This window comes from Citricoccus parietis (genome assembly GCF_042433045.1).
GTDB lineage: Bacteria > Actinomycetota > Actinomycetes > Actinomycetales > Micrococcaceae > Citricoccus > Citricoccus parietis.
Genome location: NZ_JBHLWH010000021.1, coordinates 12431 through 38181, shown reverse-complemented (window position 1 = coordinate 38181; position 25751 = coordinate 12431). Strand labels below are relative to the sequence as shown.

Below are 25751 nucleotides of genomic sequence, written 5' to 3'. Positions count from 1 at the left end.
GGGCCGGCGTCGTTGGTGTGCTGGAGGGTCAGCCGTTCAGGAGCTGCCGCATCAGGTCAGCGGTCTCGGAGGGGGTCTTGCCCACCTTGACGCCGGCGGCCTCGAGGGCCTCCTTCTTGGCCTGTGCGGTACCGGAGGAACCGGAGACGATGGCGCCGGCGTGGCCCATGGTCTTGCCCTCCGGGGCAGTGAAGCCGGCCACGTAGCCGACGACCGGCTTGGTGACGTTGGCCTTGATGAAGTCGGCCGCACGCTCCTCGGCGTCGCCGCCGATCTCGCCGATCATCACGATGGCCTTGGTCTCCGGGTCCGCCTCGAACGCCGCGAGGGCGTCGATGTGGGTGGTGCCGATGACCGGGTCGCCGCCAATGCCGATGGCAGTGGAGAAGCCCAGGTCACGCAGCTCGTACATCATCTGGTAGGTCAGGGTGCCGGACTTGGAGACCAGTCCGATCGGGCCCTTGGAGGTGATGTTGGCCGGGGTGATGCCGGCCAGCGCCTCGCCGGGGGTGATGACGCCGGGGCAGTTCGGGCCGATGATCGTGGTGGTCGGCTTGCCGTCGGCGTCGGTGCGGGACTCGGCCAGCGCGTAGAAAGCGGCGGTGTCCTGCACCGGGATGCCCTCGGTGATGACCACGAGCAACGGCATCTTGGCCTCAACGGCCTCGACAGCGGCGTCCTTGGCGAACTTCGGCGGCACGAAGGCCACGGAGACATCGGCGCCGGTCTTCTCCATGGCTTCAGCCACGGAACCGAAGACGGGCAGCTCGACCTCGGAGCCGTCCGCACGGTGGTGCGCCACGGTGGTGCCGGCCTTGCGGGCGTTCACGCCACCCACGATGTTGGTGCCGGCCTTGAGCATCAGGGCGGTGTGCTTGGTGCCTTCGCCGCCGGTGATGCCCTGGACGATGACCTTGGAATCCTTGTTCAGGTAGATCGACATGAGTTGAGGGGTCCTTACTTGTCAGCCGGCGCGGTGTTGGCGAGTTCAGCGGCCTTGTCGGCGCCTTCGTCCATGGTGGTGGCGAGCGTCACCAGCGGGTGGTTGGCGTCGGAGAGGATCCGGCGGCCCTCCTCGACGTTGTTGCCGTCCAGGCGCACCACGAGCGGCTTGGTGGCGGCGTCGCCCAGGATCTCGAGGGCCTTGACGATGCCGTGGGCCACCGCGTCACAGGAGGTGATGCCACCGAAGACGTTCACGAACACGGACTTGACCTGCTCATCGTTCAGGATGACGTCCAGGCCGTTGGCCATGACCTCGGCCGAGGCGCCACCGCCGATGTCCAGGAAGTTGGCGGGCTTGACGTTGCCGTGGTTCTCACCGGCGTAGGCGACCACATCCAGCGTGGACATCACGAGGCCGGCGCCGTTGCCGATGATGCCGACCTGGCCATCGAGCTTGACGTAGTTGAGGTCGTTGGCCTTGGCCTTGGCCTCCAGCGGGTCCTCGGTGCGCTTGTCCACCAGTGCTGCATGACCCTCCTGGCGGAACTCGGCGTTCTCGTCCAGGGTGACCTTGCCGTCGAGGGCGACGATGTCACCGGCGCCGGTCTTGACCAGCGGGTTGACCTCCACGAGGGTGGCGTCCTCCTTCTCGAAGACATCCCACAACTTGACCAGGACATCCGCGACCTTGCCGCGCAGCTCCTCGGGGAAGTTGGCCTCGGCCACGATGGTGGCGGCGGTCTCGGCGTCGATGCCGGTCAGCGCGGAGACGGGAACCTTGGCCAGGGCCTCGGGGCGCTCAACGGCGAGCTGTTCGATCTCCATGCCACCCTCGACCGAGCACATGGCCAGGTAGGTGCGGTTGGCGCGGTCCAGCAGCACGGAGAAGTAGTACTCCTCGGCGATGTCGGCGCCCTGGGCGATCATGACCTGGTGCACCGTGTGGCCCTTGATGTCCATGCCCAGGATGTCCTTGGCGTACTGGAATGCCTCATCGGCGGTCTTGGCGACCTTCACGCCGCCGGCCTTACCACGGCCACCGACCTTCACCTGGGCCTTGACGACGGTCACGCCGCCAATCTTCTCAGCGGCCGCCTTGGCCTCTTCCGGAGTCTGCGCCACGATGCCAGCCAGCACGGGAACACCGTGTGCCTCGAACAGATCGCGCGCCTGGTATTCATACAGGTCCACGGGTTGCAGTCCTTCTACGTCGAAAACGGGGACGGTCGGATTCCGCGAGCGGCATCAGGCACACCACAGTGCAGTGACGAAGGGCGTTTCCACCCCTGACATCGACCGAAGCATGTCCGGCACGGCGGAAGCCGGCCGGAAGCCCAGGGATTCCCCGGGCGTTCCATCCCATACCTTAGTCCACGGCAGGCTCGGTCGGTTATTCCACCGGGCGGTCACTCGACCTTGCTCAGCGGGGCGTAGCGCAGCAACAGCCGTTTCTCGGTGCCGTCGAAGCTCACCTTGGCCACGATCTTGTCTCCCTGGCCCTCCAGGCTCAGGACGGTGCCGCGGCCGAAGGTCCCGTGCTCCACGTGATCCCCGGGACTCAGCGAGATCAGCTCCTTCTGCGGCTGCACCCGGGTGCGGGCGGCCCCACGCTGGGGGACCTTCAGTTCCGCGTCCTCCGCATAGCTGCCCGACGCGCGGGCAGGCCGGTTGGACGTCGGCCCACCGGCCCCCCAGTGGGAGCCGGAGAACCGCTGCGGATAGCGAGACTGAGAGCCGGACTGGCCGTACTGACCGTTCTGCCCACCGTGCCCGCCGATGGAGCCGCCACCCCATCCACCGAACGCCCCTCCGGCGAAACCGGCGGGACGCGCGGAGCCCTCCCGCTCCCAGTCCAGCAGGCTCTCGGGGATCTCTCCCAGGAACTGGCTGGGCGGGTTGAACTGATGCTGCCCCCACAGGGACCGGGCCTCCGCACGCGAGACGAACAGGCGTTTCCGCGCCCGGGTCAGGCCCACGTAGGCCAGCCGGCGCTCCTCGGCCAGCTCCTTCTCGTCCGTCATGGACCGTGAGTGCGGGAACACCCCGTGCTCCATGCCGGTCAGGAACACCACCGGGAACTCCAGGCCCTTGGCCGTGTGCAGGGTCATGAGCGTGACCTGGCCGAGCTGTTCGGCCAGTTCCGCCCCCTCCTCGTCCGAGGCGTCCGGCAGCTGGTCGGCATCGGCCACCAGGGCCACCTGTTCAAGGAAGTCTCCCAGCGTCCCGCCGGGGTTGTTCTTCTCGAACTCCCGGACCACGGCCACCAGTTCGCCGAGGTTGTCCGCCCGGGACTCGTCCTGCAGGTCCTCCGAGGAGCGCAGGGCGGTGAGCATGCCGGTCTGCTCCAGCACCGCTTCCAGTACGGTGGCGGCACCCGAGGTGGCGGCCACCTGGGCCAGGTCCTCCATCATCTGGACGAAGCCGTTGACCGCCTTCACCGATCGGCTGGCCATCGCGGGCGCCTGGTCCGCCTGCCGGAGGGCCTCGAAGAAGGTCGACCGGTTGCGCGTCTGCAGTGCCGCCACCGCGCCCTCGGCGCGATCCCCGATCCCGCGCTTGGGTTCGTTGAGGATCCGGCGCAGGTTCACGTCGTCGTCGGGATTCTCCAGCACGCGCAGGTAGGCGAGCGCGTCCTTGATCTCCTTTCGGTCGTAGAACCGCGTGCCGCCGATGACCCGGTACGGGATGCCCTTGGTGACGAGGCGTTCCTCCAGCGAACGGGACTGCGCGTTGGTCCGGTAGAACACGGCGACGTCGGCCGGCCGGATCCCGTCCTCGTCCTGCAGCCGGTCGATGGTGGTGGCGATCCATTCGGCCTCGGCGGACTCGTTCTCGGCCGCGTAGCCGATGATCTTCTCCCCCGCTCCCTCCGCGGTCCACAGGTTCTTGGGCCGGCGCTTCGGGTTCTTGGAGATCACCGCGTTGGCGGCGTCCAGGATGGTCTGTGAGGAGCGGTAGTTCTGCTCGAGCTTGATGGTGGTGGCCTGGCTGTAGTCCTGTTCGAACTCCACGATGTTGCGGATGTCCGCGCCGCGGAACGCGTAGATGGACTGGTCCGAGTCGCCCACCACGGTCAGCTCACCGCCGGCCGTCTCCACTCCTTCCGGCTCGTGGGCCGGACCCGTCAGGAGGCGGACGAGGCGGTACTGGGCGTGATTGGTGTCCTGGTACTCGTCCACCAGCACGTGCCGGAAGCGGCGGCGGTAATTGTCCAGCACGGCGGGGAACGCCTCGAAGATGTTGACCGTCATGCCGATGAGGTCGTCGAAGTCCATGGCGTTGGCCTGGCGCAGCCGTTGGGTGTACTCCAGGTAAACGGTGGACACCGCCTGGGCGAACGGATCCGACTCGGAGACGGTCGAGGAGTGGTCCTCGGCATCCACGAGCTCGTTCTTCAGCGCACTGATCTTGTTGAGCATCGACTTGGGCGTGAACTTCTTGGGGTCCAGGTCATGGGCCTTGACGATCGAGGTGACCAGGCGGAGGGAGTCCGCGGAATCGTAGATCGAGAAGTTGGACTTCAGGCCCACCGAGGCGGCCTCCCGGCGCAGGATGCGCACGCTCGAGGAGTGGAAGGTGGAGATCCACATCTTCTGGGCCGCCGGACCGATCAGGGCGGAGATGCGTTCGCGCATCTCCGCGGCGGCCTTGTTGGTGAAGGTGATCGCCAGGATCTCGTGCGGCCGGGCCCTGCCGGTGGCCAGGGCATAGGCGATGCGGTGGGTCAGTACGCGCGTCTTGCCCGAGCCGGCGCCCGCGACGATCAGCAACGGGCCGCCGGTATGGACCACGGCCTGCTTCTGCTGTTCGTTCAGCCCCTCCAGCAGCTCGTCGGCCGTCGGGGCCCGGTGCGCCGGGGCAGCGGAGGTGAAGGCCTCCGGATCCGCGCCGACTGGCTCGGTGGTGCGGGAGGTGAACAGGCCGGGCAGGGAGGTCTGGAAATTCTGGGGCATGGTGGCGTCCAGTCTACCGAGCGGGCCGGACGCCCGAAGGGGCCGTCCACAGCGCCAATTGCCGCCGATGCTCCTCCGCTGGCGCTTCAGTCGGGGGCTCAGGTGTCCAAGGTCGCATAGACGATGAAGTTGTCCTCCAGCATGCCCGTCTCCTCGTTCAAGCCGTCGCACGTGATCAGCCGGATCTCCGGCCCCTCGGTGTTGCCGTAGACCTCCAGGGTGGGGAAGCCCTCATCCTTACGGAACAGTTCAGTGCGGTAGACGGTGAAGCTGGCGACTGAGCCATCCTGCCGGGTGACCTCGATGGAGTCCCCCACCTCGGTCTGCGGAAGGTCGGCGAAGATCCCCGGACCGCCCTCGATGCCGTTGCGGTGCCCCAGGATGACGGAGGGCCCGACCTCCCCGGGGGTCGGCGAGTGGACGAACCAGCCGGCCGGGGAGCCCAGGTTGTAGGGCGGGACCTCGATCATCCCGTTCTCCTGCAGGCCGAGCTGCATCACCTCGGACTCGACGTTGATCCCCGGCACGGAGATCGTGGTCGGCTCCGAGGCCGGCAGGGTCTCCGGCTCGGGCTCCGGCGGGTCGGTGGTGGCCGTGGAGTCGCTGGCGGCAGCCGAGGGCGACGTCGTCGGCGCCGGTGTCTGCGCTTGCGTCTGCGTCGGTGACACCGTCGCGGAAGGTCCGGCCATAGCGCTGGCCGACGATTCGCCCGGCCCGGCAGATTCCGCACCGGAAGGGCCCTGCGGTGCCGAGCAGGAGGCGATGAGCACCAGGGCGGTCGCCGCGCAGCCCGCCAGGACTGCGCGGCGACCGGTAGTAGGGGACTTCATGGTGTGGACTGCCTCCGGTCGCTCAGGCCCGGCTCGAACGGCGGCTGACCGCCCACGCGCCGCCACCCAGGGCGGCCACGGCGAGGGCACCCACGCCCACGAAGATCCCCGAGGTGTCGGACTGCTGGACCGGCGATCCGGTATCAGCGCCGCCCTCCGGCATCTGGCCCATCTGCGAGACGTTCACCGTGCCGCAGGCGGCCGGCAGGGTGGCAGCCAAGGGAAGGGCCGGGTCGAGTTCACTCGGCTTCTCCTGCGCCTCGGCGCTCAGCTTGGCCGGGTCCACGCCGTGCACCACCACCACGGCGGTGCCGTCCGCCAGGGAAGCAGCGGTGGCGTCATTGAGTTCGAAGGTGCGCTCGTAGTTGTAGGCGGAACCGCCCGGGAACCGCTCGATCGCGAGGGCCGAATCGGCGCTGGTGTCACCCTCGGTGGTCAGGGAGGTGCCGATCTCCCCGTAGAAGGGATGGCCCTCCGGAACGCTGATGGCACCGTCCCCATCGGTGTCGGCCTCCGGAGTGGGGCAGACGCCCTGGCTGGCGATGTGAATGTGCTGGGCGTGGGGGAACGGGCCGTCCATGAAGGTCTCCGCGGCCCCGGAGACGTCGACCGTGACCGTGGCCTCATTGCCGTCCAGCTCGATCATGGCCTGCCCGGTGGTACCGCTGTCATTCAGCGGGTCCAGGGTGGCCTGGCCGGACCAGGCACCCTCGTGGGTGCTGGTCGTGGTGCCGGTGGTGCTCCCCTCACCGCCATGGCCGCTGTGGGCCAGTGCAGGGGACGCCGTCAAGGTCAGGGCACCCAGCGCGATCACGGGGGCCAAGAGCATTTTCTTACGCATGACAATCTCCTCGTTGTTGTTCCGGTACAGGGTGTTCGGAGTCACACTCGGGTCGGATGGGTCGGAGGTGAAGAAACTTTCCTGGAGCAGGGAAAGGGCCTCGGGGCGGGGCTGGAGACCGTGCCACCGGACGGCGGCCGAGACTGGCCACGGACGTCCCGGACAACTGGGATAATCGAGGCTGGAGGTTCACCGTGTCGCAGAAGAAGAACCAGAGGAAGGGCTCCGCCGGCCACCCGGCCGGGGCCAAGACCGGCGCCCAGCGCCAGGCGAAGGGGCAGGACCAGCGTCCGGCCGACGTCGTACCCGTCCGGCACCCCGCGGTGTCCGTGAGCCAGGTGAAGCAGGACCTGCGGACCTCGGGGCAGCAGCAGGGCAGCCCCGGCATGCTCGTCATCGCGCTGATCGGCGCGACGCTGTTCATGTTCTTCTACCTGCACATCATGGTGTTGCCGCAGATGTCCGCGCTGTCCGGCGGGCTGCCGATGCCGGACCACCGCTTCACCTATGACGTGGCGGCCCTCGCGGAGCTCGACGCGGCGATGAACGAGGCCGCGCACGGCCAGTTGAACTGGGTGCACAAGACCGCCGGGGTGATCTTCCCGCTGTTCGTCTTCCTCTGCGTGTCCGCCGTGGCCGCCTGGTGCCTGCCCCGGGGCTGGGGCCGCTGGCTCTCGTACGCCGCCGGCGCCGTCTTCGCCGTGGTGGACATCACGGAGAACATGCTGATCGAGTCGGCGCTGGACGCCGGTGGAGAGGGAGCCGGGCTGGCCTCGGCCTTCACCTCGGTCCGGTGGGTGCTGCTCGTGGTGATCGCCCTCTGGGTGGTGCTGATGATCCTCGGCAAGGTCCGCCGTGCGGTCGCCGAGCGCAAGGCGCAGATCGCGGCAGGGTCGCCGAAGCCACGCTAGCGTGATCGTTGCGTAGGATGTTCTGGTGGACCGGCGCTCCGGGCTGAATGCTCGGCGTCCACGGTCCCTGGCCCCCGTAGCTCAGCAGGATAGAGCGGCCCTCTCCTAAAGGGCAGGTCGCTGGTTCGAATCCAGTCGGGGGCACCACATCACCGCGACGTATCCGTGGAGGGATCGTCGAACTGCGTCCGGTACAGCTCCGCATACCGTCCGCCGGCGGCCAGCAGAGCCTCGTGCGGACCCTCCTCCACCACGCGCCCTTCCTCCACAACGAGGATGCGGTCGGCGGAGCGGATGGTGGAGAGCCGGTGGGCGATCACTACGGCAGTGCGCCCCTGGAGGGCCTCCGCGAGGGCGGCCTGCACGGCCTTCTCCGAGGTGGAGTCCAGGGCCGCGGTGGCCTCGTCCAGCAGCACGACGCGCGGTGCGGCCAGCAGCAGGCGGGCGATGGTCATGCGCTGGCGTTCGCCGCCGGAGAGCCGGTAGCCGCGCTCCCCCACCACGGTGTCCAGGCCGTCCGGAAGGCCCTCCACGACCCCGCGCAGCCGGGCTCGGTCGATCGCGTCCCAGATCTCGGCATCGCCGACCTCGGGCCGGGCCAGGGACAGGTTCCCGCGGATCGTGTCATGGAAGAGGTGCCCGTCCTGGGTAACCATCCCGACCGTCTCCTTCAGGGACGCGAACGTGGTGTCCCTCAGGTCGGTGCCGTTGTAGCGGATGGTGCCGGAGCCGACGTCGTACAGCCGGGCGAGCAGGGACGCGATGGTGGACTTGCCCGCGCCGGAGGTGCCGACCAGGGCATAGGTCTGGCCGGGCTGCACGGTGAAGGAGATGCCGTGCAGGACCTCGGAGCCGCCCCGGCGGTCCAGGACCGCGACGTCCTCAAGGGAGGCCAGGGAGACCTGGTCCGCACTCGGGTAGGCGAAGCGGACGTCCTGCACCTCGAGGGTGATGGGTCCGGCCGGGATGGCCCGCGCCTCGGGCTTCTCGCGGATGAGCGGTTCCAGGTCGAGGACCTCGAAGATCCGGTCGAAGGAGACCAGGGCGCCCATGATCTCCACCCGCGCACTGGCCAGGCCGGTCAGCGGGCCGTACAGGCGGGTCAGCAGCAGGGCGAGGGTGACCACATCGCCGGCGTTGAGCTGGCCCGCCAGGGCCTGCAGACCACCGACGCCGTACACGGCGGCCAGGGCCAGCGCCGAGACCAGCGTCAGTGCGGTCATGAACACGGACTGGCGCACGGAGATCCCCACGCCGGTGTCCCGCACCCGGTCCGCCCGTGAGGCGAACTCGGCCGATTCGCGCTGCGGCTGGCCGAAAAGCTTGACCAGCGTGGCGCCGGGGGCGGAGAAGCGCTCGGTCATCTGGTCGCCCATCGCCGCGTTGCGGTGCGCCTGGCTGCGGCTGAGCTCGGCGATCTTGCCACCCATCACGCGGGCGGGGATGAAGAACAGCGGCAGCAGCACCAGCGAGACGAGCGTGATCTGCCACGAGGTGGTCAGCATGACAATCAGGGTGAGCACCACGGAGACGAAGTTCATCACCACGCCGGACAGGGTCCTCGAGATCGCCGTCTGGGCACCGATCACGTCGTTGTTGAGCCGCGAGACCAGCGCACCGGTCCGGGTCCGCATGAAGAACGCGATCGGCATCTTCTGCACGTGGTCGAACACCGCCGTGCGCAGGTCGTAGATGATCCGCTCACCCAGGTCTGAGGACAGCCAGCGGGTCACCACGGCCAGGACGGCGTCCAGGACAGCCACGGTGGCGATCAGCAGGGCCAGCTGGACGATGCGGTCGGCGTTCCCGCCGCCCACGATCGCGTCCACCACGTCACCGGCCAGGATCGGCGAGGCCACGCCCAGGACCGCCCCGACCACGGAGAGCATCAGGTAAAAGACCAGCTTGCCCTTGTACCGGCGGACGAAGTCCAGGGTGCGCCGGATGGTGCCCGGCTGGAGCCGGCGCCCGCCGGAGGGGTCACCGTGGCTGGCTCGGCGCATGGCCTGCATGGCCGCGCGTTCCATGCTCATGGGGTGGGCCGGTCCAGCAGCCGTTCGATTCCCCTGAGCGACGCGCGGTGGGCCCGGTCGAAGTCGGCCTGGCCCGATCCCTCGGCCAGCCCCGCGGCGTAGCCGGCGATGAAAGCGGTGGCCGCCGCGTCGCCGTCGTTCCCCGACGCGTCCGCGGCGTTCCGGGCGAGGCGCGCCAGCCGGGCGAAGTCCGGGTGGACGCCGTCCAGCTCGAGTGCGGTCATCAGCTCGGCTGGCCACCCGGTGGCCGAGGGCAGGGTGGCTGGCTGTGGCGCGGCGGGCTGGGTCTCGGACACCGCACCAGTCTAGGTCCGGGCGTTCCGCGGATCCGGTGTGGACAGCCTTACCAAAGCTCCAGCCACAGCCGGATCAGGCCACCGCCGCGAGGAAGTCCGTCCACTGCTCGGCGGGCTTCTCCAACTCGCGGATCCTCCATTGGGCGCCGCGCGGGCGGGCCGGGGTGATGCGCAGGGCCCAGCCGATCTGAGCCAGGGTGCGGTCCCCCTTCGCGTTGTTGCAGGCGAGGCAACAGGCCACCAGGTTCTCCCAGGAGTCCTCACCGCCGCGGGACCGGGGGTGGACGTGGTCCACCGTGGTGGCGGTCCGCCCGCAGTAGGCGCAGAGATGACCATCGCGGCGCAGCACCCCGCGGCGAGACACGGGCGTCGAATCGGAGTGCGGGATGCGGACGTACCGGGTGAGCAGGATGACGGCGGGCCGGCGCACGGTGGTGGAGGGTCCGACGACGGGATCCCCGCCATCGGCGAGAACGCTCGCCTTGCCGGTGCCCACCAGCAGGATGGCGCGCCGGTAGCTGACGACGGACAGCGGCTCGTAGCCGGCATTCAGGACCAGAGTGCGCATGGGACGTACCTCGCGGCTTCGTCTGTGCCGCGGGCGCCGGATCGTCCGCCGGGTACCGACCCGGCCATCCGGCGTCTGCGGGGATGAATCGGGTTGACGATCAGACTCAGGATACGCGCCGCCGGGGCACCCTGTGGTTCAGGCACCACCGCTACCGGGCGTGTCGCCGAGAGTGTTCACGGGGCCTTCACGTCCCCTTCACGGCGGAAACGACCGAGGACCCCTCCATGCGGAGGGGTCCTCGTAGCAGTCGTCATTCACCGGCACTCAGGGCCGGGTCATGCAGTCGGTGGTCAGCCGACGTAGGTGTAGTACCCCATCAGCGGGTTCCGGGTCACGGAGTGCTGGAAGGTGCCCACTGAGGGGTTCTGGGCGCCGATCATCTGGCCGTTGCCGACGTAGATGCCGACGTGGCCGCCACCGTTCTGGAACACCAGGTCGCCCGGCTTCGGGTTGGACGTCTGAACGAAGAGCCCGGAGCCACGGATGGCGGACGTCGAGGAGGGAATGTTGATCCCGGCCTGGCGGTAGGCCCAGGACACGAAGCCCGAGCAGTCCCAGCCGGAGGTGGTCTTGCCGCCGTAGACGTACGGCACACCCACGCCGGCGTAGGCAGCACCCACGACGCCGCCCACGCTGGAGCTCTGCGCGGCCGGAGCCGGCTCTGCAGCGGCCTCCTGGGTCGCGGAGGGCTCCTGCGAGGATTCCTGGGAAGAAGAGGAGGCAGAGGAGGTGGACCGTTCGGTCTGCTCGCTCTGCTCGGTGGACTCGCTCTGCTCGGAGGTGGTGGTCCGGGAGGCGGCGGTGTACTCGGGCTCCGGTGCCGGCTCGGGCTCCGGTGCCGGCTTGGACGTGACCGAGGCGCGGTCGAGCTCGACCTTGGCGTCCTTGGCAGCGGCGACGTTGACGGTGGTCACCGCGGCGCGCTCGATGTCCAGGCCCGGGGCCGGGATGCTGGTGGTCTCGCGCACGGCCGGCGCTGCGCCCTGAGCCGGCATGCCGATCGACAGCACGAGCCCGGAGGCGGCGGCCACGACGGCGGCCTGGCGACCGACGGTCCCGGCGTTCGACGAGACGGCCTTGGAGATGGCCTCCAGCGGGTTGGAGTTCGCCGGAACGGCGCGGTGGCGTGCTGCGGAGCTGCGCTTCGACACGTAAATACCTCTCTCACGTGCCTACGGACAGAGCCCGCCCCCGCCATGATTGACGACTGCTGTGTGCATCGTGGTCGCGGGGGGAATGGCAAACCAACGATCTGTCGCTTCGATCAGGACTGTCCGAAGCGCTGGATCCAAGGTATATCAAAAGTTTATAGATGTCACGCTGAGGTCACGGAGCGTGGGGAGAACTCGGAAAATCGGGCTGAAACCCGCGTATTTCCGCGGATTCTTCGATCAATGCCAGATCACGAATCGGTGCAGAAGCTGTAACGCCAGTGCCTTCTTCAACGGGTTCCGGTGATCCGTCGGCGTGATTGCCACACCGGTCCACCGACCGGAATCTTCATTGCTGCGCCGCCGGCCGAGGCCTGGCGCGGCCTGCACCGCCTCACATCATGCCACAACGCCGCTGGTCACCCGCAATTGACCCGTCAGCCACCGTGGTTCAGAGCTGGCGACGCTCCACGATGATGTGAGAGGCGGTCTCCCCGTTCACCTCGAGCGCCACCCCGCCCTCGACAGCCTCCGCGGGCCGGACTGTGACATATCCGTCACTTGCCACGATCTCGATGTCCTGGTTGGGACGGACGCCGGCCAACGCCAGCTCTCCCAACAGCTCAGGGTCCGTCTGGATGGCCTCGGTCAGGCGCACCACGGTATAGCGGCCAGGCTGGCTGGACACGACCGAGAGCCGCTCGCCCCGGTCGAACGGGGATCCGTGACCCGGCGCCGGGACCTGGAGGTGGCCCAGGCCCGGGATCGGGTTCCCGTAGGGCGACTCCGCCGGGTTGTGGAGCAGTTCAAGCAGGCGCAGTTCGACCTGCTCGCTCATGACGTGCTCCCAGCGGCAGGCCTCCTCATGCACATAGGCCCAGTCCAGGCCGATGACGTCGGCCAGCAGGCGTTCGGCGAGGCGGTGCTTGCGCATCACGCCCACGGCCTTCTCGCGGCCGTCCTCGGTCAGTTCCAGGTGCCGGTCGTTGCGGACGTGCACCAGGCCGTCACGTTCCATGCGGGCGACGGTCTGGGACACGGTGGGGCCGGAATGGTCCAGACGTTCGGCGATGCGGGCGCGCAGCGGGACGATGCTCTCCTCCTCGAGCTCGAGGATGGTGCGCAGATACATCTCGGTGGTATCGATCAGGTCCGTCACGGCTGATGTTCCTCTCCAGGTCCCCAACGTTGCGTCGTGTCCGTCACTGCCCACCGACCATGGAGGGCGCGGACACGGGAAGTCCACTATCCATCCTAGTCGTGCGGCCAGGACCGGGGGGCGAGTTCCGCCACGGGCCGAGCAGGGCCCACCCGACACGTGGTGCTCTCGGGCCCCACCGTGCGGGAGAATGGCCTTTCGCGGCCCGGCCGAGACCTACCGACACGTCAGGAGATCCCATGAGCACACCCGAGGTGACCATTCCCCAGAACCTGCTGCCGCAGGATGGACGGTTCGGTGCCGGCCCGTCCAAGGTGCGCGCGGACCAGGTGCAGGCCCTGGTGGCTGCCGGCCCCAAGCTGCTCGGCACCTCCCACCGTCAGGCACCGGTCAAGAACCTGGTCGGCAGCGTCCGTCAGGGCCTGACGCAGCTGTTCTCCGCCCCGGAGGGCTACGAGGTCATCCTCGGCGTGGGCGGTTCCACCGCCTTCTGGGATGCCGCCAGCTTCGGCCTGGTGCGGAGCAGGGCCCAGCATCTCTCCTTCGGTGAGTTCGGCTCCAAGTTCGCCAAGGCCACGGACCAGGCCCCGTTCCTGGAGGCCTCGTCCATCCTGTCCTCCGAGCCGGGCACCCGCCCCGAGCCGCAGGCCGAGGACGGCGTGGACGTCTACGCCTGGCCGCAGAACGAGACGTCGACCGGCGTGGCTGCTCCCGTGCAGCGCGTGTCCGGCGCCGCGGATGACGCCCTGGTGCTCGTGGACGCGACGTCCGCCGCCGGAGGCCTGCCCGTGGACGTGTCCCAGGCCGACGCCTACTACTTCGCCCCGCAGAAGAACTTCGCCTCGGACGGCGGCCTCTGGCTGGCGCTCTTCTCCCCCGCGGCGCTGGCCCGGGTGGAGGAGATCAAGGCCTCCGGTCGCTGGATCCCGGACTTCCTGGACCTGAAGACCGCCGTGGACAACTCGGTCAAGAACCAGACCTACAACACCCCGGCCCTGGCCACCCTGGTGATGCTGGACAACCAGATCCAGTGGATGAACTCCAACGGCGGCCTGGACTTCGCAACGGCCCGCACCGCGGACTCCTCCAACCGGGTCTACACCTGGGCCGAGGGCTCGAGCTTCGCCACCCCGTTCGTCACCCGCCCCGAGGACCGGTCCGCCGTGATCACCACGGTCGACTTCGACGACAGCGTCGACGCCGCCACCGTGGCCACCACCCTGCGTGCCAACGGCGTGGTGGACGTGGAGCCGTACCGCAAGCTCGGCCGCAACCAGCTGCGCATCGCGACCTTCGCCGCCATCGACCCGGACGACGTCACGGCCCTGCTGTCCTGCATCGACCACGTCGTCGAGCGCCTCTCCTGAGCGCCCTGGACCTGAGCCGCACCTGACAGAGAACGACGGCGGCGCACCCACCCGGGTGCGCCGCCGTCGTTGTCCTTCGGGCCGGTTCTGCGGCCCTCAGCCCTGCGGTGCGGAGTCCTCGTCCCGGGGCTCCTCCTGCTGATCCTGCTGGTCTTGCTCGTCCTGCAGCTCGCCCTGGGCGCGGGCCACGGCCTTCTCGGGGTCCTCCCCGGCGGCGATCGCGTCCAGGCGGATCTTCTCCTCCTGGCTCACGCGCTCGGACCACGGCAGCCAGTCGGGGGCCAGGATCGCCGTCGCCCCGGGCAGCAGCCCGGTCTCGCACACGGTGACGACCTTGCTGCGGGGGGCCCGGGACAGGGTGGCGAACCACTCCCAGCCGCCGTAGCCGGACAGGGTCGCGGCAAAGCGATGGGTGACCAGGCGGTCGTCGTCCGCCACGGTGCCCACGTGCTCACCGATGTCCCCGTCCTCGGCCAGGCCCTCCAGCGCCGCCCGGGCCTCATCCACGGCCGCGGCCAGCAGGTCGTCCAGCTTCGGGGTGCGTTTGCGCGGTGCCCGCGTCGGCTTCGGCGGGATCCGCACGGAGCGGCCCGCGGACTGCACAGTCTCGGCGGCAGCAGCGCCGTCAGCACCGGCTGCGAGCGACTCGTCCGTTGGGTCTGCCACGGCGTCCTCAGGGGCGGAGGTCTCAGGCTTCAAGTTCATCGGCCACCTTGCGCAGGGCCATGGCGATCTTCTCCGCCTGGGCCTTCTGCGGGTACTTACCCTTGCGCAGGCTGTTGGAGGCCATGTCCATCCACTTGATGAGGTCCTCGACCACCACGGCCATGTCCTGCGGCTTGCGGCGGGTCGCCCGGACCACGGAGGGACCATCGGTGAGAATGCGGGCGCTCAGGGCCTGGGGGCCGCGGCGGCCCTCGGCCACACCGAACTCCAGACGGGTTCCGGCCCGGACCTCGGTCACGCCCTCGGGCAGTGCGGAGGCGGGCAGGTGGACCTCGTGTCCCTCATCCGTGTGGATGAAGCCGAAGCCCTTGGTCGAATCGTAGAACTTTACTTTGCCGGTCGGCATTCTTGATGTCCTTATCTCTCCTGGGTGCCCCTTCCGGCCCTGTCGGCGTGCCGCCGCAGCCCGGTCGGATCATCGCCCCAGGCCACTTCGGTGGCCGCGGACCCTCGTGGTCCGGCAGGCCCCCGGGCCCTGGCTGCGCCGCCGGCTCGCGGGCTGGTCCTGTCCTCGGACGTCGTGGTCCGGGCGGCCCTGCTCCACTGTGCCGCGGCCCGTGCCGGTCGGAAGGGAAAGTCTGTAACCCCCTCAGGATACCCTCTCACCCTCGGAAATCCCCCGTGGCCTCCCCTCCGAGGACCCCAGCGCGCACCCGGCGTAGACTGGCGGCCATGTCCGCTCGCCCCATCGTCTCCCCCGACACCCGTGTCCACGGCTCCCCCACCACCGCGGCCCCGTCCACCACAGAGACCTCGCCCTGGCTGAGGGCCCTGCTGATCGTGGGCGCCACCCTGACCGCGGTCTCCTTCGCGGCCACGGTGTTGCTGCTGGTCTCCTACTTCCTCAGTGTCACGGCCTGGCCCCTGTTCTACTGGTTCGGCCTCTACGGCCTCCCCCTCGGTTTCGTCCTGATGCTCACCTACGTGGTGGCGAAGGCCGTCCTGAGACGCCGCGCCTGACCCGGCCCCGGTGCGCATGAGGGCCGCCACGCTGACGGACCACCTCTCCGGGTGGCCGGACCATCGCCTGAAGCGGCTGTTCTCGCTGCGCCCGGACCTGTGCCACCCGCCGGTCCCCGACTTCGCCGCCCTCGCGGCCCGCGCCAGTACGCAGATGTCCGTCCTGCGAGCGCTGGACGGCCTGGACCGCGCCCACCTGGACGTTCTCGAAGGCATGGCAGTTCTGGCAGTCCTGGGCAATCCGCCAACCACCGGGCCCGACGCCGGCCCCACCGTCACGCCCTCCCGGCTCGCCTCGTTCCTCACGGACGGCACGGCGCCGTCATTCTCCGGCACAGCCCCTGATGAAGCTCACCTCGCGGCGGTCAGCGCGCTGGTGCACGATCTCGCCGAGGCCGCCCTGGTGGTGGAGCATTCCGCCGGCTGGCGTGTCCCCGTGCCGGTCGCCGCCGCGTTGGGCCCCCACCCGTTGTCCTTCGGGCGGACTGCCGCCGCCCTCGGCTCCGAGATGGTCCTGCCCGCGGACCGTGAGGGCGTGCTGACCCTGCTCGGCAGTGAGGCGGTCCAGGGCGATCTCCTGAGCCGTGCCACCGCGGCACTGGATGCGCTGCAGTCCTCGCCCGTCGCCCGGATCCCCGAGCCGCCGGGCCCCGTCCACGAGGTGCTCCTGCGCACCGGCCTGTTGGTGCCGCTGGGCGCGGACCGGTCCGGTTCCGAGGGGTCCGTGGCCGAACACCCGCTGGAGGCCGGGCTGGCCTGGCGTCGCGGGACCGCCGGCCGCACCGTTCACCCTGACCCGCCGGCTCCGTCCGGACGAGCCGTCAACCCGGCCCTGTCCCGCAACGCCGCCCTGGCAGCCGTCGGCGACCTGTTGCGCGGCGCCGCCGACCTCCTGGAGGCGATGAGCGGCGGGCTGCCGACCCTGCGCTCCGGCGGGGTGGGGGTGCGGGGCCTGAAGCGGCTGGCCGACGCCGCTGCAGGCACCCCCGAGGATGTCTCCTGGCTGCTGGAGCTGCTGGCGTCCGCCGGTCTCGTGATCCTGGACCCGGACACCTCCGTCTGGGTTCCCGCCGCCACGGTCCCGGACTGGCGGCGCAGCGAACGCCAGGTGCAGTGGGAGGCCCTCGTCGCCGGTTGGCTGTCCAGCGGCCGCGCACCGATGCTCGGCCCCGTACCGCCCGGGCCCTCCGGCCTCACCGCGGTCACCCCGGCCACGGTGGGCGCCGCCTCCGGGCGTGCCCTGGCCCCGGACCGCAACCGCCCGGACGCGCCCCGCCTCCGCGCGGCCGTCCTCGAAGCGGCCCTGGAGGTCTCCGATGAGCAGCCGAGCACCCGGTTGGACGAAGCAGTCCCGGACCGGCAGCGGTGGCGCGGACCCCGGCAGCACGCCCGCAGCGCCGCCTTCACCCTCCCCCTGCTGGCGGAGGCCGAACGGCTGGGTCTGGTCGGCGCCGGGGCACTCACCGCCGCCGGGGCGCTCGTGGCGGCAGGGCTGCTCGACGAGGCCGCCGCCGCCGTCGGAACCGCGCTGCCGACCCCGCTCACCAGGGTGCGTCTGCAAGGCGACCTGACCGCCGTGGCCCCGGGCTACCTGGACCCGGAGGTGGCCGGACGGCTGGCGGCGATGGCCGAGGTGGAGGGCGATGGCACCGCCCGGGTCTACCGGTTCTCCGATGCCTCGCTGCACCGGGCGCTGGATGCGGGATCGACCGCCGAGGAGCTCGAGTCCTTCCTCGGGGACCATTCCGAGGACGCGATCCCCCAGTCGCTGCGATACCTGATCCGGGACGTGGCCCGGCGCCACGGCACGCTCACCGTCGGGGCCGCGGGCGCCTGGGTGCGTTCCGACGACGAGGATCTGCTGGACGTCATCGTCGCCGATCCGGCCCTGGCCGCGGCCCGGCTGGAACGGCTGGCACCCACCGTGGTGGTGGCCGGCGTCGGGCCGGCGGTCCTGCACCGGATGCTGACGGAGGCCGGGCACCGGGCCGGGTCCGCCCCGGTCGGAGCCTCCCCCGACGACCGCCCTTCCGGATCCGCACCGCGCACGCACGCCGGGGGCGGCACCTTCCCGGAGCCGGTCCGTGCCGTGCGCTGGTCGCCGTCCGAGGAGGAGCTGGCCGCGCAGATCGCCCGGCTGCGGTCGGCCCCGCAGCCGGCCCCGAGCGGTGCGGGGACCGAGGAGGCGGTGGCCGTGCTGCGCCAGGCCGCGCGCCAGCGGACCGAGGTCGATCTCGTCACCGTGGACCAACGGGGCCAGCGTCAGTCCCGCCGCGTGGTGCCCCTGGCCGTCGCCGGCGGACGCGTCCGCTGCCTCGTTCCGGACCGCGAGGCCGAGACGGTGGTGCCGCTGCACCGGATCGTCTCGGCCACCACGGTGTGATTCACTGGCGCAGTCGATGCCGCACCTGACCGTCAGTATCCCCGCCGTACCGAAGGAGCACCCGTGGCCGATGGTCCCCTGATCGTCCAGTCGGACAAGACCGTGCTGTTGGAGGTGGACCACTCCCAGGCCACCGAGGCTCGGCACGCCCTCGCGTCCTTCGCCGAGCTGGAGCGCGCACCGGAGCACGTGCACACCTACCGGATCACGAACCTGGGCCTGTGGAACGCGCGGGCCGCCGGGGTGGACGCCGAACGCGTGCTGGACGTGCTGCTGACCTACTCCCGGTACCCGGTCCCCCATGCCCTGCTGCTGGACATCGACGACACCATGTCCCGCTACGGCCGGCTGCGCCTGGAGAACGACCCGGTCCACGGCCTCGTGATGCGGACTGACGACTACCCCGTGCTCGAGGAGGTGCTGCACGCGAAGAAGACCGCCGAGATGTTCGGGCCGCGCATCAACGGGGAGACCGTGGTGGTGCACACCGCCAGCCGCGGCCAGCTCAAGCAGCAGCTGCTCAAGCTCGGCTGGCCCGCCGAGGACCTCGCCGGCTACGTGGACGGCACCCCCTATCCCATCGGCCTCACCGAGGTGCCGGACACCGGGGAGGCGCCCGACGCCGGCCCGGCCGGCGCCCAGCCCGCGGAACCCTGGCGATTGCGTCCCTACCAGCGCCTGGCGGTGGAGAACTTCTGGGCCGGCGGGTCCGGCGTCGTGGTCCTGCCGTGTGGCGCTGGCAAGACCCTGGTGGGCGCCGGCGCCATGGCCACGGCGAACGCGACCACGCTGATCCTGGTGACCAACACCGTCTCGGCACGGCAGTGGAAGGCCGAGCTGCTCAAGCGCACCACGCTGACGGAGGCGGAGATCGGCGAGTACTCGGGCTCCGTCAAGGAGGTGCGCCCCGTGACGATCGCCACCTACCAGGTGCTGACCCTGAAGCGCGGCGGCCTCTACCCGCACCTGGAGCTGGTGAACGGGCACGACTGGGGGCTGATCATCTACGACGAGGTGCACCTGCTGCCGGCCCCCATCTTCCGGATGACGGCGGACCTGCAGGCACGGCGCCGGCTCGGGCTCACCGCCACCCTGGTGCGTGAGGACGGGCGGGAGTCCGAGGTGTTCTCCCTCATCGGCCCCAAGCGCTATGACGCCCCGTGGAAGGACATCGAGGCCCAGGGCTACATCGCGCCCGCCGAGTGCATCGAGGTCCGCGTGGACCTGCCGCGGGACGAGCGGATCGCCTACGCGATGGCCGAAGATGCGGACAAGTACCGGCTGTGCTCCTCCTCGGACATCAAGCTGCCGGTGGTGAGGTCCCTGGTGGCCAGGCACCCCGGCGAGCAGGTGCTGGTGATCGGGCAGTACCTGGATCAGCTCGCCGAGCTGGGCGAGCTGCTGGAGGCGCCGGTGCTGACGGGGGCCACCTCCGTGGCCGAACGGCAGCGTCTGTTCGGCGAGTTCCGCGAGGGCCGGATCGGCGTGCTGGTGGTGTCCAAGGTCGCGAACTTCTCGATCGACCTGCCCGAGGCCTCCGTGGCGATCCAGGTCTCCGGGTCCTATGGGTCCCGGCAGGAGGAGGCCCAGCGGCTGGGACGGCTGCTGCGACCCAAGGAGGACGGCAAGTCGGCCCACTTCTACACCGTGGTCTCCCGGGACACCCTGGATCAGGAGTATGCACAGAAGCGCCAGCGGTTCCTGGCCGAGCAGGGCTACTCGTACACGATCCTCGATGCCGGGGACCTGACGCCGAGTTGAGCCGCCCGTCAGGCCACTGCATCCAGCAGTCATTCAGCAAACGTCCAGCGAACGGGTGGACGATGGAGACATGAAGTCAAAGGAACCCGAAGCCAAGCTCCTGGTCGTGGATGACGAGCCGAACATCCGCGAGCTCCTCTCCACCTCCCTGCGGTTCGCCGGATTCGAGGTGGTCGCGGCCGCCAACGGACGTGACGCCCTGGCCGCCGCCGAGAAGGAGCAACCGGACCTGGCCGTGCTGGACGTCATGCTGCCGGACATGGACGGTTTCACCGTGACGCGCAAGCTCCGTGCCGCCGGCCGTCACTTCCCCGTGCTGTTCCTGACCGCCCGTGATGACACGGAGGACAAGGTCACCGGATTGACCGTCGGCGGGGATGACTACGTCACCAAGCCGTTCTCCCTGGACGAGGTGGTGGCCCGCATCCGCGCCGTGCTGCGCCGCACCGCACCGGCCGAGGGAGACGAGGCCATCCTCCGCGTGGACGACCTGGAACTCGATGACGACGCCCATGAGGTCCGCCGCGCCGGCGAGGTCGTGGAGCTCTCCCCCACCGAGTTCAAGCTCCTGCGCTACCTGATGATGAATCCCAACCGGGTGCTGTCCAAGTCGCAGATCCTGGACCATGTCTGGGAGTACGACTTCAACGGAGACGCCTCCATCGTGGAGTCCTACATCTCCTACCTGCGCCGCAAGATCGACCGCGCCGACCTGCCGGACATGATCCAGACCAAGCGCGGCGTCGGCTACCTGCTGCGATCCGCGGACAAGCGCTGATCCGGCCTGTCCCGTCTGGTGGCCGGGGATAGCTGGTCCCGGGGATCCGTATCCTTGAACGCATGCCTGCAACCGTGAACCGCGCCGGGCGCTTCAGGCCGTTCCACGAGCTCGCCCGGCTCTGGAAGACCTCCTCCCTGCGGACGCAGCTGGTGGTCATGACCACCGGCCTGATGCTGCTGGCCGTGATCGTCACCGCCGCCCTGACCGCCTCCCTGTTCCGGCAGGAGCTCGTCCGCCAGATCGACGATGACCTCCATGCCAACCGCAACAACGTCTCGGTCTACCTGACGAGCCTGGGGACGGACACCGGGTACTTCTCCTCACCGCAGTCCATCCTGCGCTTCTACGGTGAGCTGCAGGACAATGCGGGCAACACCACCACCAACTCCTCCTTCACGGGGGCCAACGAGGACCGCCCGGTGGTCCCGTCGCTGACCGCGGACGAGGTTGTGGAACGCAACAACGAGGCCTTCGACGTCTCCGGGACCACGGAGGCCTCCCGCGGCTGGCGGGTGACGATGTACCGGCTGGCCTCCGGTGAGGGTTCGCTGGCCATCGCCCTGCCCCTGGAACCCGTCCACGACTCCGTGGACCGGGTGACCTCCCTCGTGGTCACCATCGGCCTGCTGGCCACCGCCGGCGCCTCGGTCATCGCCTACGCCGTGACCACGCGCGCCTTCAAGCCCCTGTTGCGGGTGGAGCGGACCGCCGCCCAGATCGCCGCCGGGGACCTGTCCCGCCGTGTCGAGATGGGCGCCCCGGACACCGAGGTCGGCCGCCTGTCCCGGTCCCTCAACGCCATGCTCGCCCACATCGAGACGGCCTTCCGGTCCAAGGAGCAGTCCGAGGAGCGCATGCGCCGTTTCATCCAGGATGCCTCGCACGAGTTGCGCACCCCGCTGGTGACGATCCGCGGATTCTCCGAGCTGTACCGCCACGGCGGGATCAGCGATCCGGACGACGTCGGTGCGGCCATGGGCCGGATCGAGGGCGAGGCCAAGCGCATGGGCCAGCTGGTGGAGGACCTCCTCACCCTCGCCCGCCTGGACGAGCAGCGCCCGCTCGAGCACCGGCCGGTGGACCTCATGCTCCTGGCCAACGACGCCGTCCTGGACGCCCGTGTGAACGCCCCGGACCGCGCGATCAGCCTCGAGGGGCTCGACGGCGGCCGCGCCGGTTCCGCGCCCACGCTCGGCGACGAGGGCAAGATCCGCCAGGTGGTCACCAACCTGGTCACCAACGCGCTGCGGTACTCCCCGGCGGGGACCCCGCTGGAGATCGCCGTGGGCACCGTGGACGTGCTCCCCGGATCCGTCCACGCCGACGGCCGGCAGATGCACGGATCCCGCGATTCCGTGATCGAGATCCGGGACCACGGACCGGGCATCGACGAGCAGGATGCCTCCCGCGTCTTCGAGCGCTTCTACCGGGCCGACTCCTCCCGGCAGCGCGAGACCGGTGGCACCGGTCTGGGGCTGGCCATCGTGGCGGCCATCGTGGCTCAGCACGACGGCACCGTCCGGTTGGAGCAGACCCCCGGCGGTGGGGCCACCATGTCGGTGCGGATGCCCTGGGTTGACCCCACGGCGGACGAGGATGGTCTGCCTCAGGATGGAGAAGCCTCCGATGGCGACACGGAGACCGAGGCCCCGGGCGCCCGGGAGGACACCTCGACCGGCCCCCTGGCCATCCCGCCGCGTCCTCCACAGCCGCCCGGTTCCGGCCTGACCTCCACATCCGGGTAGCCGCCGGCCCCACCGGTGCGTGCGCCTGCCTAGCGTGGGACGAGCCGGGACAACACCGTTCCGTGCTGGCCCCCAGCCCCGCAGGAGAGAACATGGCACTCGTCCAGATCGACACCGAAGACCTCATGGCCAAGAGCCAGGCCGTGGAGTCCTCCATCGGCCGCCTCCAGACCGAGGTGAACGCCATGGAGGCGAACCTCCGTCAGCTCCAGGACACCTGGCGCGGCCAGGCCGCCAACAATTTCCAGGCCATCCTCACGGAATGGCGTGCCACCCAGGCCCGGGTGGAGGAGTCCCTCGTGTCCATTCGCGGCGCCATGACCCATGCGGCCCAGCAGTACCTGGACGCCGAGACGGCCAACGCCTCCATGTTCCGCGGCTGACCCTTCTTCCCCTGTCCCTTCCACGTCCCACGTTCCACGCCCCCCGCCTTCAGTCGAGGTCCCACGCCTTCAGTCGAGTTGGTGTGGGTGTGTCGAGGTGAGATACCCACACCCAGTCGACGGAAAACTAGGATGGGCTGCATGACGGTGCTGATCGATCCGGCGCGGTGGCCGGCCCACGGCACCGTGTTCTCCCACTTGGTCTCGGACCGCTCCCTCGAGGAACTGCACGCCTTCGCGTCGGCGGCCGGAATCTCCCGGCGCGCCTTCGACGGTGACCACTATGACGTCCCCGTGGAGCGCTATCCGGAGCTCGTGGCGCGCGGTGCCGAGGAGGTCAGCGGTGCGGATCTGGTCCGCCGGCTCGTGGCCTCCGGGCTGCGCATCCCGGCGGCCCAACGGGCGGGCAAGCTGGACAAGATCCTCACCCAGCGGTTCAATCGGCTGTTCCCCGGGGCCTCTCCCCTGGAGCGGGAACCGGTGGTGGCGGACCTGTTGGCCCGGTGGTCCGAGCCGCACCGGCACTACCACGATCGCTCGCACCTGCTGGCCGTGCTCAGGGCCATCGACGTGCTGGTCAGACACGGCGAGGACTGCGGCCGGTGGACGCGCAGCGTGAAGCTGGCCGCCTGGTTTCACGATGCCGTCTACCGTGGCGACCCGGCCCTGCCGGCGGGGCGGGACGAGGAGGACTCCGCCGTGCTGGCCGAACGGGCCCTGTCCGAGTTGGGCCTGCCGGATCCGGAGATCGAGGAGACGGCACGGCTCGTGCGGATGACCGTGACCCATGATCCGGACCCGGGCGACCGGACGGGGGCGGTGTTCAGCGACGCCGACCTGGAGGTGCTGGGCCGTTCCCGGGGGGACTATGCCCGCTACCTGTCGGCCGTGCGCCAGGACTTCGCGCACGTACCGGACGCTGACTTCGCCACCGGGCGGGCCGGCGTCGTCCAGTCCCTGCTCGCCCTGGACCCCCTGTACCGGACCACCACCGGCACGAGGCTCTGGGAGCGCAATGCCCGGCGGAACCTGTCCGCCGAGCTGCATCCCACCGCGCGGCACTGGACCCGCTGACCCCTCGTTTTCAGTCGAGTTGGCGTGGGTGTTAAACGCCGGAACCCCCACCAACTCGACTGAAAGCGAGAAGGTGGGGGTTCCGTGAGAGCTGGGCGCTCAGTGAACCTCAGGGGTCACTGGATCACATCATGCCACCCATGCCACCCATGCCGCCCATGTCGTCGCCGCCCGGCATGGCCGAAGCCGGCTCGGGCTTGTCGGCCACGACGGCCTCGGTGGTGAGGAACAGACCGGCGATCGAGGCGGCGTTCTGCAGGGCAGAGCGGGTCACCTTGACCGGATCGTTGACGCCGGCGGCCAGCAGGTCCTCGTACTCGCCGGTGGCGGCGTTGAGGCCGTGACCGTCGGGCAGGGAGCGGACCTTGGCAGCCACGACGCCCGGCTCCAGGCCGGCGTTGAAGGCGATCTGCTTCATCGGGGCCTCGATGGCGACCTTGACGATGTTGGCGCCGGTGGCCTCGTCACCCTCCAGGGAGAGCTTGACGAAGGCCTTGGCACCCGCCTGGGTCAGGGCCACGCCGCCGCCGGCGACGATGCCCTCCTCCACCGCTGCCTTGGCGTTGCGCACGGCGTCCTCGATGCGGTGCTTACGCTCCTTGAGCTCGACCTCGGTGGCGGCACCGGCCTTGATGACGGCCACGCCGCCGGCCAGCTTGGCCAGGCGCTCCTGCAGCTTCTCGCGATCGTAGTCCGAGTCGGTGTTCTCCATCTCGGCACGGATCTGGGCCACTCGGCCGGCGATCTGCTCGGCATCGCCGGCACCCTCGACGATGGTGGTCTCGTCCTTGGTGATGACGACCTTGCGGGCGGTGCCCAGGGTCTCGATGCCGGCGTTCTCCAGGGTCAGGCCGACCTCTTCGGAGATGACCTGGCCACCGGTGAGGATGGCGATGTCAGCCAGCATGGCCTTGCGGCGGTCACCGAAGCCCGGGGCCTTGACGGCCACGGACTTGAAGGTGCCCTTGAGCTTGTTGACCACGAGGGTGGCCAGGGCTTCGCCCTCGACGTCCTCGGCGATGATCAGCAGGGACTTGCCGGACTGCATGATCTTCTCGAGAAGGGCAACCATGTCCTTCACGGTGGAGATCTTGGAGTTGACGATGAGGATGTAGGGATCCTCCAGCACCGTCTCCTGGCGCTCGGCGTCGGTGACGAAGTAGCCGGAGAGGTAGCCCTTGTCGAAGCGCATGCCCTCGGTCAGCTCGAGCTCCAGGCCGAAGGTCTGGGACTCCTCGACGGTGACGACGCCTTCCTTGCCGACCTTGTCCAGCGCCTCGGCGATGAGCGAGCCGATCTGGGTGTCAGCGGCGGAGATGGACGCGGTGGCGGCGATCTGCTCCTTGGTCTCGATCGGCTTCGCGGAGGCCACGAGCTCTTCGATGACGGCGGCGACGGCCTTCTCGATGCCGCGCTTCAGGGAGAGCGGGTCAGCTCCGGCCGCGACGTTGCGCAGGCCTTCCTTGACGAGGGCCTGGGCCAGCACGGTGGCGGTGGTGGTGCCGTCACCGGCGACGTCGTCAGTCTTCTTGGCAACTTCCTTGACGAGCTCGGCACCGATCTTCTCGTACGGATCGTCGAGCTCGATCTCCTTGGCGATGGAGACACCGTCATTGGTGATCGTGGGGGCGCCCCACTTCTTCTCCAGCACCACGTTGCGGCCGCGGGGGCCGAGGGTGACCTTGACCGCGTCGGCCAGGGTGTTCAGACCCCGTTCCAGGCCGCGGCGCGCCTCTTCGTCGAATGCAATGGTCTTGGCCATGTGTGCACTGTCCTTTCTGGACCTTGGCGTTGCTTGGCAGTGTTCAACTGACCTGTGCAGTGCCCGCGACGGACGGCCCGGAGCCGGGCCTCACCACGTTCAGGTCTGCTCCGAGGCCA

The 25751-nt window shown here is 69.7% G+C and carries 22 protein-coding genes and 1 tRNA gene; 10 read left to right on the top strand and 13 right to left on the bottom strand.

Annotated elements, in window-relative coordinates; genetic code table 11:
• Positions 1-28 precede the first annotated feature (28 nt).
• The 5 genes from sucD to ACFFIO_RS07275 form a co-directional block, all read right to left on the bottom strand.
• Positions 29-943: a succinate--CoA ligase subunit alpha gene (gene sucD / locus ACFFIO_RS07295; protein WP_378040929.1), complete on the bottom strand. Its 915-nt coding sequence runs from the start codon at positions 941-943 to the stop codon at positions 29-31.
• 14 nt (positions 944-957) lie between these two features.
• Positions 958-2136, bottom strand: a complete 1179-nt coding sequence (gene sucC, locus ACFFIO_RS07290; protein ID WP_378040928.1) for an ADP-forming succinate--CoA ligase subunit beta — start codon at positions 2134-2136, stop codon at positions 958-960.
• 215 nt (positions 2137-2351) lie between these two features.
• Complete coding sequence (gene pcrA, locus ACFFIO_RS07285; protein WP_378040927.1) at positions 2352-4898, bottom strand: DNA helicase PcrA; 2547 nt, start codon at positions 4896-4898, stop codon at positions 2352-2354.
• A 98-nt stretch (positions 4899-4996) separates the two neighbouring features.
• Positions 4997-5728 (bottom strand): sortase domain-containing protein, encoded by a 732-nt coding sequence (locus ACFFIO_RS07280; protein ID WP_378040926.1) that lies wholly within the window; start codon positions 5726-5728, stop codon positions 4997-4999.
• A gap of 22 nt (positions 5729-5750) precedes the next feature.
• Complete coding sequence (locus ACFFIO_RS07275; RefSeq protein ID WP_378040925.1) at positions 5751-6569, bottom strand: hypothetical protein; 819 nt, start codon at positions 6567-6569, stop codon at positions 5751-5753.
• 194 nt (positions 6570-6763) lie between these two features.
• Here ACFFIO_RS07275 and ACFFIO_RS07270 point away from each other — a divergent pair, with 194 nt between their 5' ends.
• Positions 6764-7480 (top strand): hypothetical protein, encoded by a 717-nt coding sequence (locus ACFFIO_RS07270; protein ID WP_378040924.1) that lies wholly within the window; start codon positions 6764-6766, stop codon positions 7478-7480.
• A gap of 70 nt (positions 7481-7550) precedes the next feature.
• A tRNA-Arg gene (locus ACFFIO_RS07265) sits at positions 7551-7627 on the top strand.
• 2 nt (positions 7628-7629) lie between these two features.
• Here the strand turns inward: ACFFIO_RS07265 and ACFFIO_RS07260 are convergent.
• The 5 genes from ACFFIO_RS07260 to ACFFIO_RS07240 all read right to left on the bottom strand — a co-directional run bounded on the left by ACFFIO_RS07260 (position 7630) and on the right by ACFFIO_RS07240 (position 12690).
• Positions 7630-9513 (bottom strand): ABC transporter ATP-binding protein, encoded by a 1884-nt coding sequence (locus tag ACFFIO_RS07260; RefSeq protein ID WP_378040923.1) that lies wholly within the window; start codon positions 9511-9513, stop codon positions 7630-7632.
• Positions 9510-9809, bottom strand: coding sequence for a DUF6457 domain-containing protein (locus tag ACFFIO_RS07255; protein WP_378040922.1), 300 nt, complete (start codon positions 9807-9809; stop codon positions 9510-9512). Before ACFFIO_RS07255 ends, ACFFIO_RS07260 begins: the two co-directional genes overlap by 4 nt.
• Positions 9810-9882: 73 nt before the next feature.
• Positions 9883-10377, bottom strand: coding sequence for an HNH endonuclease (locus tag ACFFIO_RS07250; protein WP_378040921.1), 495 nt, complete (start codon positions 10375-10377; stop codon positions 9883-9885).
• 293 nt (positions 10378-10670) lie between these two features.
• Positions 10671-11531, bottom strand: a complete 861-nt coding sequence (locus ACFFIO_RS07245; RefSeq protein ID WP_378040920.1) for a C40 family peptidase — start codon at positions 11529-11531, stop codon at positions 10671-10673.
• Positions 11532-11982: 451 nt separating this feature from the next.
• On the bottom strand, positions 11983-12690 hold the full coding sequence (locus ACFFIO_RS07240; RefSeq protein ID WP_188804035.1) for an iron-dependent transcriptional repressor DtxR: 708 nt from the start codon (positions 12688-12690) through the stop codon (positions 11983-11985).
• A 239-nt stretch (positions 12691-12929) separates the two neighbouring features.
• Here ACFFIO_RS07240 and serC point away from each other — a divergent pair, with 239 nt between their 5' ends.
• Positions 12930-14057 (top strand): phosphoserine transaminase, encoded by a 1128-nt coding sequence (gene serC / locus ACFFIO_RS07235; RefSeq protein WP_378040919.1) that lies wholly within the window; start codon positions 12930-12932, stop codon positions 14055-14057.
• Between the two features lie 96 nt (positions 14058-14153).
• Here the strand turns inward: serC and ACFFIO_RS07230 are convergent, their stop codons facing one another.
• Together ACFFIO_RS07230 and ACFFIO_RS07225 are read right to left on the bottom strand one after the other, a co-directional pair.
• Positions 14154-14762: a DUF3027 domain-containing protein gene (locus tag ACFFIO_RS07230; protein ID WP_378040918.1), complete on the bottom strand. Its 609-nt coding sequence runs from the start codon at positions 14760-14762 to the stop codon at positions 14154-14156.
• Positions 14746-15129, bottom strand: coding sequence for a cold-shock protein (locus tag ACFFIO_RS07225; RefSeq protein WP_378040917.1), 384 nt, complete (start codon positions 15127-15129; stop codon positions 14746-14748). Before ACFFIO_RS07225 ends, ACFFIO_RS07230 begins: the two co-directional genes overlap by 17 nt.
• A 326-nt stretch (positions 15130-15455) precedes the next feature.
• Here ACFFIO_RS07225 and ACFFIO_RS07220 point away from each other — a divergent pair, with 326 nt between their 5' ends.
• The 7 genes from ACFFIO_RS07220 (at position 15456) to ACFFIO_RS07190 (ending at position 23870) form a co-directional block, all read left to right on the top strand.
• Positions 15456-15743: a hypothetical protein gene (locus tag ACFFIO_RS07220; RefSeq protein ID WP_378040916.1), complete on the top strand. Its 288-nt coding sequence runs from the start codon at positions 15456-15458 to the stop codon at positions 15741-15743.
• A 16-nt stretch (positions 15744-15759) separates the two neighbouring features.
• Positions 15760-18126 carry a helicase-associated domain-containing protein gene (locus ACFFIO_RS07215; RefSeq protein WP_378040915.1) on the top strand — a complete coding sequence of 789 codons (2367 nt, stop codon included), beginning with the start codon at positions 15760-15762 and terminating at the stop codon, positions 18124-18126.
• A 63-nt stretch (positions 18127-18189) separates the two neighbouring features.
• The gene (locus ACFFIO_RS07210) at positions 18190-19887 is read left to right on the top strand and encodes a DNA repair helicase XPB (protein WP_378040914.1); all 1698 of its coding nucleotides are present in this window, start codon (positions 18190-18192) and stop codon (positions 19885-19887) included.
• 70 nt (positions 19888-19957) lie between these two features.
• Positions 19958-20665 carry a response regulator transcription factor gene (locus ACFFIO_RS07205; RefSeq protein WP_115932984.1) on the top strand — a complete coding sequence of 236 codons (708 nt, stop codon included), beginning with the start codon at positions 19958-19960 and terminating at the stop codon, positions 20663-20665.
• Positions 20666-20727: 62 nt separating this feature from the next.
• Positions 20728-22413, top strand: a complete 1686-nt coding sequence (locus ACFFIO_RS07200; protein WP_378040913.1) for a sensor histidine kinase — start codon at positions 20728-20730, stop codon at positions 22411-22413.
• A 92-nt stretch (positions 22414-22505) separates the two neighbouring features.
• Complete coding sequence (locus tag ACFFIO_RS07195; RefSeq protein ID WP_115932983.1) at positions 22506-22796, top strand: WXG100 family type VII secretion target; 291 nt, start codon at positions 22506-22508, stop codon at positions 22794-22796.
• 141 nt (positions 22797-22937) lie between these two features.
• The gene (locus ACFFIO_RS07190) at positions 22938-23870 is read left to right on the top strand and encodes a DUF4031 domain-containing protein (protein WP_378040912.1); all 933 of its coding nucleotides are present in this window, start codon (positions 22938-22940) and stop codon (positions 23868-23870) included.
• 124 nt (positions 23871-23994) lie between these two features.
• Here the strand turns inward: ACFFIO_RS07190 and groL are convergent, their stop codons facing one another.
• Positions 23995-25632: a chaperonin GroEL gene (gene groL / locus ACFFIO_RS07185; protein ID WP_115932982.1), complete on the bottom strand. Its 1638-nt coding sequence runs from the start codon at positions 25630-25632 to the stop codon at positions 23995-23997.
• Between the last annotated feature and the right edge of the window lie 119 nt (positions 25633-25751).

Bases quoted from the DNA above. Each gene is read 5' to 3' on its own strand.
- ACFFIO_RS07200 (WP_378040913.1), top strand. From the start codon at position 20,728: ATGCCTGCAACCGTGAACCGCGCCGGGCGCTTCAGGCCGTTCCACGAG.
- ACFFIO_RS07275 (WP_378040925.1), bottom strand. From the start codon at position 6,569: ATGCGTAAGAAAATGCTCTTGGCCCCCGTGATCGCGCTGGGTGCCCTG.
- pcrA (WP_378040927.1), bottom strand. From the start codon at position 4,898: ATGCCCCAGAATTTCCAGACCTCCCTGCCCGGCCTGTTCACCTCCCGC.
- sucD (WP_378040929.1), bottom strand. From the start codon at position 943: ATGTCGATCTACCTGAACAAGGATTCCAAGGTCATCGTCCAGGGCATC.
- ACFFIO_RS07260 (WP_378040923.1), bottom strand. From the start codon at position 9,513: ATGAGCATGGAACGCGCGGCCATGCAGGCCATGCGCCGAGCCAGCCAC.
- ACFFIO_RS07190 (WP_378040912.1), top strand. From the start codon at position 22,938: ATGACGGTGCTGATCGATCCGGCGCGGTGGCCGGCCCACGGCACCGTG.
- ACFFIO_RS07205 (WP_115932984.1), top strand. From the start codon at position 19,958: ATGAAGTCAAAGGAACCCGAAGCCAAGCTCCTGGTCGTGGATGACGAG.
- serC (WP_378040919.1), top strand. From the start codon at position 12,930: ATGAGCACACCCGAGGTGACCATTCCCCAGAACCTGCTGCCGCAGGAT.
- ACFFIO_RS07220 (WP_378040916.1), top strand. From the start codon at position 15,456: ATGTCCGCTCGCCCCATCGTCTCCCCCGACACCCGTGTCCACGGCTCC.
- ACFFIO_RS07215 (WP_378040915.1), top strand. From the start codon at position 15,760: ATGAGGGCCGCCACGCTGACGGACCACCTCTCCGGGTGGCCGGACCAT.
- ACFFIO_RS07230 (WP_378040918.1), bottom strand. From the start codon at position 14,762: ATGAACTTGAAGCCTGAGACCTCCGCCCCTGAGGACGCCGTGGCAGAC.
- ACFFIO_RS07250 (WP_378040921.1), bottom strand. From the start codon at position 10,377: ATGCGCACTCTGGTCCTGAATGCCGGCTACGAGCCGCTGTCCGTCGTC.
- ACFFIO_RS07280 (WP_378040926.1), bottom strand. From the start codon at position 5,728: ATGAAGTCCCCTACTACCGGTCGCCGCGCAGTCCTGGCGGGCTGCGCG.
- ACFFIO_RS07195 (WP_115932983.1), top strand. From the start codon at position 22,506: ATGGCACTCGTCCAGATCGACACCGAAGACCTCATGGCCAAGAGCCAG.
- ACFFIO_RS07225 (WP_378040917.1), bottom strand. From the start codon at position 15,129: ATGCCGACCGGCAAAGTAAAGTTCTACGATTCGACCAAGGGCTTCGGC.
- groL (WP_115932982.1), bottom strand. From the start codon at position 25,632: ATGGCCAAGACCATTGCATTCGACGAAGAGGCGCGCCGCGGCCTGGAA.